Source organism: Candidatus Cloacimonadota bacterium (assembly GCA_028706475.1).
Classification (GTDB): domain Bacteria; phylum Cloacimonadota; class Cloacimonadia; order Cloacimonadales; family Cloacimonadaceae; genus UBA5456.
In genome coordinates this window covers 1-4,885 of sequence record JAQWBI010000074.1, presented here as the reverse complement: position 1 = coordinate 4,885, position 4,885 = coordinate 1, and the positions used below count along the sequence as shown (strand labels likewise).

Annotated in this window: 5 protein-coding genes; all 5 read left to right on the top strand. The window is 42.6% G+C overall.

From position 1 onward, the window contains the following. The first annotated feature begins 359 nt into the window (after positions 1 to 359). The 5 genes from PHF32_08530 to PHF32_08510 all read left to right on the top strand — a co-directional run bounded on the left by PHF32_08530 (position 360) and on the right by PHF32_08510 (position 4,429). Positions 360 to 1,391, top strand: coding sequence for an aminotransferase class V-fold PLP-dependent enzyme (locus tag PHF32_08530; GenBank protein ID MDD4560760.1), 1,032 nt, complete (start codon positions 360 to 362; stop codon positions 1,389 to 1,391). A gap of 177 nt (positions 1,392 to 1,568) precedes the next feature. Beyond that, positions 1,569 to 2,177: an NAD(P)H:quinone oxidoreductase gene (gene wrbA / locus PHF32_08525; GenBank protein MDD4560759.1), complete on the top strand. Its 609-nt coding sequence runs from the start codon at positions 1,569 to 1,571 to the stop codon at positions 2,175 to 2,177. Between the two features lie 478 nt (positions 2,178 to 2,655). Then, positions 2,656 to 3,339 (top strand): hypothetical protein, encoded by a 684-nt coding sequence (locus PHF32_08520; protein ID MDD4560758.1) that lies wholly within the window; start codon positions 2,656 to 2,658, stop codon positions 3,337 to 3,339. 46 nt (positions 3,340 to 3,385) lie between these two features. Continuing rightward, entirely contained in the window at positions 3,386 to 3,802 is a 417-nt protein-coding gene (locus tag PHF32_08515; protein ID MDD4560757.1) for a hypothetical protein, read from the top strand. Positions 3,803 to 4,018: 216 nt separating this feature from the next. Next, positions 4,019 to 4,429, top strand: coding sequence for a helix-turn-helix domain-containing protein (locus PHF32_08510; GenBank protein MDD4560756.1), 411 nt, complete (start codon positions 4,019 to 4,021; stop codon positions 4,427 to 4,429). The last annotated feature ends 456 nt before the right edge of the window (positions 4,430 to 4,885 follow it).

Here is a 4,885-nt window from a genome sequence, read left to right as displayed (position 1 = left end):
ATATCGATATCGATAGTTTCAATTATGGACACTAAACGTCCTTTTTAAGCGTACCCGAGGTATATGTATCAATGTGTTACGATTCCAATATGACAAATTTGGAGTTTTTTCTGCTCAACTTCGGTTATCTATATGTCGGACAGCTCTGGGACAAATCCTGTAAATCAGCTACTGGTAAGGCATACGGGTACACGAGATGCATCGGGGGAAAGGGTAGTATACTTCATACCTGCTGTTCTCGGCTATCTCGATTAGTAACGGATCGCAGCATATGGGAGAGTGCAAAAAATAGAATCCCCTCTTGACATAAAGGCTGAGGCAATTTATTCTGATTCCATAGAAAAGAAATGGAGTTTGCAATGTTTCCCATCAGTTTTGGCAGCGATAATCATAGCGGGATTCACTTCACCGTATTCTCCGCACTGCAAAAGGTAAATACCGGCTTTTGCCCCGCCTATGGCGACGATCCTCTCACTCACGACATCATCCGGGAATTGGAAGCGCTGTTTGGCGGTGAATGCGAGGCCACCCTGGTGATGACGGGTACCGGCGCCAATGTGGTAGCCTTGCAATCCCTGATTCGTTCTTTCAATGCCATCATCTGCGCCGAAAGCGCTCACATCAATGTGGATGAATGCGGAGCCGTGCAAAAGTGCAGTCAAGCTCGCTTGAGCCCCATCAAAACAAAGGATGGCAAGCTTAGCCCGGAATTGATTGCCCCCCGCCTGTTGGGAAATCGCGATCAGCATCACTCCCAGTTCAAAATAGTATCCATCTCCCAAAGTACCGAGTATGGCACTCTCTACAGTGTGGAAGAAATTATGGCGCTGGCAGATTTTGCCCACGCCCACAATATGCTGCTCCACATCGATGGTGCCAGATTGGCAAATGCCGCTGCTGCGCTGGAAGTGGATCTGAAAACCATGACCAAGGATGCTGGAGCGGATATTGTAAGCTTCGGGGGAACTAAAAACGGCCTGCTTTTTGGCGAAGCAATCATCAGCTTCCGTCCCGATCTCAGCTCCGAAATCCGTTTTTACCGCAAACAGTGCAATCAGCTCTTTTCCAAAATGCGCTTTATCTCCGCTCAATTTCAGGCGTATCTGGACAAAGATTTGTGGCTCAAAAACGCTCAACACGCCAATGCCATGGCGCGTTTACTGGCTCAAAGGCTGGCAGAAATCAAACAGATAAAGATCACCCAAAAAGTATATGTAAATTCTGTTTTTGCCATTATACCCAAAGCCTGGCTGCTGCCTCTACAAGAAAAATATATGTTCTATACATGGGATGAAGCGCGAAACGAAGTTCGTCTGATGTGCTCCTTCAACACTCTGGAAGAACACATCGAGGATCTCATTGCCACCATTCGTGAACTGATTGCATCCTGAGCATAATATCCCACTTGACATATAGGTAATTTCGTTTATACTGTTATCACAGTTGTGGATGTATCCATTACCACAATAGCATAACCTGGCTTATCTCTGATATAGATAAAGCGACAGCCATAGGTTGGATGTACCGGGATAGCTACTACAACTGAACAACACGATAAAGGAGATAACATGAAAATACTTATACTTTTTTACTCAACCTACGGACACATTTATCAGATGGCTGAGGCTGTGAAAGAGGGCGCCAAAAGCGTAGAAAACGTGGAAGTAGTACTCAAGCGGGTACCAGAAACCCTTGGCGATGATATCCTGGCAAAGATTGGTGCCAAAGAAGCCCAGAAAGCCTTTGAACACATCCCCGTAGCTGACCCCATGGAACTTGCGGATTACGATGCAATCATCTTTGGAGTACCCACCAGATTTGGCATGATGGCATCGCAGATGAAGGCTTTTTTAGATGGCACCGGCGGATTGTGGGCAAAAGGAGCCTTGGTAGGGAAAATAGGCAGCGTATTTATCTCTACTGGTACTCAGCATGGAGGACAGGAAGCTACAATACTTAGTTTCCACACGGTACTATTGCATCATGGCATGCTCGTAGCGGGTCTGCCATACAGTTTTACCGGACAATCCACTATGGAAGAAATCAGTGGTGGTACTCCTTATGGCGCTAGCGTAATAGCCGGCACGGATGGTAGCAAAGCACCGAATAAGTACGAACTGGACGGAGCTCGTTACCAAGGTCGTCATGTGGCGGAATTACTTGCCAGAATGAAATAATCGTCTCATACTACGTATATGGGGGGCGGAGTAATTCGTCCCCATTTTCGTTTATACTGTATCGTAGCATTCCGATGCTACGTCATCTTTGTCCGGAAGATCAGAATCCTTGCTGGAGGGACTTGATTACATCATTACTAATGTTTTGCAACATTTGCTCCATTTGCATTTTATTCATGAGATGAAGCACTAATATAGGTTTTTTGCTGACACACAAGCAAATAGGGCGTTTTTTATACAATACTACTGAGTAGATCGCAAATTCACAAAATACAATCCCTAGCAAAGCGTTGTTCGCAAAGAACAACCTCGACGTGCTTTTTTCTAAGAACATAGGAAAAGAAACTCAATGAAGTAGAAACTTTTCAACAATCTCGTGAGATATTAGAAGAAATGGCAGAGAAAGTGATTGACAAATTATCTCATAGTGATTCATCCTCTTTCAAAAACGTATAGAGGTTTTATCATGAAGAAATGTATGCTAGTATTCTTCCTGATACCAATGATTGTGATCGTTGCTTTATTCATAGGATGCTCAGGTAAGGCAACAAGTAATGCAACTCAAATTAAGAGTGCCGATCTTGAACAAATCTGCTGTGACCATGATATGATTTTGAGCTATCTTAAGGAAAACATGGTGTTTAGCGGTACTGAGGGCGACTCCTTAGTGTTTTATGAGGAACTTTCACAAGCTATTGACATGGCCTCGGAAAAATTCTCGGCTTATTTCAATATCGACGCAGATGTATTGTATGCTAATTGTATGCTTGCTTATGAGCCATTTAGAATATTGGATAGTAACGTAGATTATGTTCCTGCTAATTTCGTGAAGTATGACCTCAGTAAGTCTAACCTTTCTTCGAAAGATCAACAATTGATATCTGCTATTACAGAAATGTATGAGAAAGGAGAACAGTCAGAGGATATATATGAAATGTTGAACACATATAAAGAATATCCCGATTTGTCACAACCAATGAAAGGGTTTGTAGCAATCCTACTTCATGAATGGTCTCCAGATATGAAAGGACCATTTTTAACGGGATTTTGTGATGCCTTAGGATATGCTATTGGTGCCGGGGCTTGCCCCAATCCTATCGGTGCTTTCGTAATAGGACCCGTTGTTGCAGGAAGCGCTTCGCTGATAGCACATCATTTCTGAGGACATCTAATCTTTTAATCTGATTTAGCCATGAAGGAGATTGATAATGACCGAATTTCAATTTAATATGATTGCTCTCCCGCTGATTTATGCTCCATTTGCTTATGGTATTTATGCATCCATAGCATTTTACCGGAAGATACGTTTGGATGATGTAGAGTCATGGAAAAAAGCTTGTATCACAACCAATTTATCAGCACATGAATTTATCTTGATATCGCAGAATCTTTGTGCTAATAAAGGATACCAACTTATGGACATCAGCATAGTATCAAATGAACTCGTAAAGGTTGTTATCAAAGAAAACCCATCACTATGGTGGTGGAATGGCCAGATTTACTATATCGAATACAAGGCAGTAGAAAGGCCAGAGGTAGTTTTGTATGCAAGGGGTTGTGTTTTTAAGAAGAACTTGAATCTTTCCAGCTACAAGAATACACTATACTCCTTTATGAGAATATGAAGTAGTTTTTGATGACTGCAAGGAAATCCACCTCTAGAATGAGGCATTGCTTTGTAAAGTAATGCCTCAATTGTGAAAAGAATTCCAGAAAATATGAGATATTGACCCGCAGTGATTGTTATCAGGTACAAAGTGACGCTAAGCAAAGCAGAGCGAGATGATCTCGAAAACATTGTTAATAAGGGTACACGACCTGTTTCGAGAGTGAAGGATGCTATGATTTTACTCAGTTGTGATGAAGGTAATCAATCTACTGTGTACCCCAACAGAGTGATTAGTGACATCACCCGTGTGAGCATGAAGACCATCGACAGGGTGAAGAAGAAGTTTGTTGAAGGTTTCGATGTTGTGATGAATCCTGGGAAATCCAGGAGACTGTACGTAAAGAAGTTCGACGGTGAACTTGATGCACATTTGGTCGCTCTTTGTTGCAGTAAAGCTCCAGATGGCTACGCCAAATGGTCTCTCCGTTTATTGGCTGACAAGATGGTTGAACTGCAGTATGTTGACGATATATCGCATGAGAGTATCCGACAGATTCTAAAAAAAACAAACTTAAGCCTTGGAAGAGGGAAGGATGGGTTATTCCACCGAAGCATTGCGGTGAGTTTGTCGTCCGGATGGTAGCTAAGCACCGAATAAGTACGAACTGGACGGGACTCGTTACCAAGGTCGTCATGTGGCGGAATTACTTGCCCGAATGAAACAATCGTCTCATACCACGTATAGGGGGGCGGAGTAATTCGTCGCCATTTTTTTTATACCGTATCGTAGCATTCCGATGCTACGTCTCTCTTTATACTCGGGAACTATACTTCTATGATTGTATTCACCCAGTAGACTATCCAGATATGAAGCTGTTATCATCGTGTTATCATCGAGTGAACACTGGATGATAACGGCTTTATATCGAGTTCGGCACTAGGTTATGTGCACTGGTTGAACTTTCCGCTACGCTTCGCTATAAACGTATCTCCACCAGCTAACCATTGTTTTTCTTGACATATAGCTGGAACCCAAAAAAATGGCATCTTAGAGAGGTTTTAGAGAATATATGTGTTTGAGAACCAAGATAACTATAGC